The 455-nt window shown below is 74.1% G+C and carries 1 pseudogene; it reads right to left on the reverse strand.

Annotated elements, in window-relative coordinates:
• Positions 1-437 (reverse strand): annotated as a pseudogene (locus I6F37_RS39525) (hypothetical protein); the annotation flags it as partial.
• Positions 438-455 lie beyond the last annotated feature (18 nt).

Below are 455 nucleotides of genomic sequence, written 5' to 3' on the forward strand. Positions count from 1 at the left end.
GTCGGGTGCGAGCCGACGAGGCCGACCGAGGCGAGCACCTCGCCGGCGGGAAGCGGGCACTGGCACCAGACCATCTCGTGCAACAACGCCGACACCTGGCGCCTATCGGCGAGCGGCCTTCCTGCGTCAGGATCAGGCAGCCAGTGGCGTGTTCGTTGGAACGGATAGGTCGGCACCGGCTGCCGTCTCCGGGGCGGCTGCTCCGCCGGCCGGGCGATCGCCACACCGCGCTCCCAGAGCCGGCCGACGGTGCGCAACAACGCGGCGTCACCCCCGGCGCCCGGGTCGAGCGTCGACAGCACCGAGACGTCGGTGCGGGCGGGGTGGGCGCGCACCACCGACATGGTCAGGCTGCGCAGCGCCGTCCCGGGTTCGACGGTGAGCAGGGTGTCATAGCCCTCGGCCAGCAGCCGCTGCACCGCCGACGCGAACCGCACCGGCGCTCGCGCCTGCGC

The sequence above is a fragment of the Bradyrhizobium sp. NBAIM08 genome, from assembly GCF_020193935.1.
In the GTDB taxonomy this organism is placed as follows: Bacteria; Pseudomonadota; Alphaproteobacteria; order Rhizobiales; family Xanthobacteraceae; genus Bradyrhizobium; species Bradyrhizobium yuanmingense.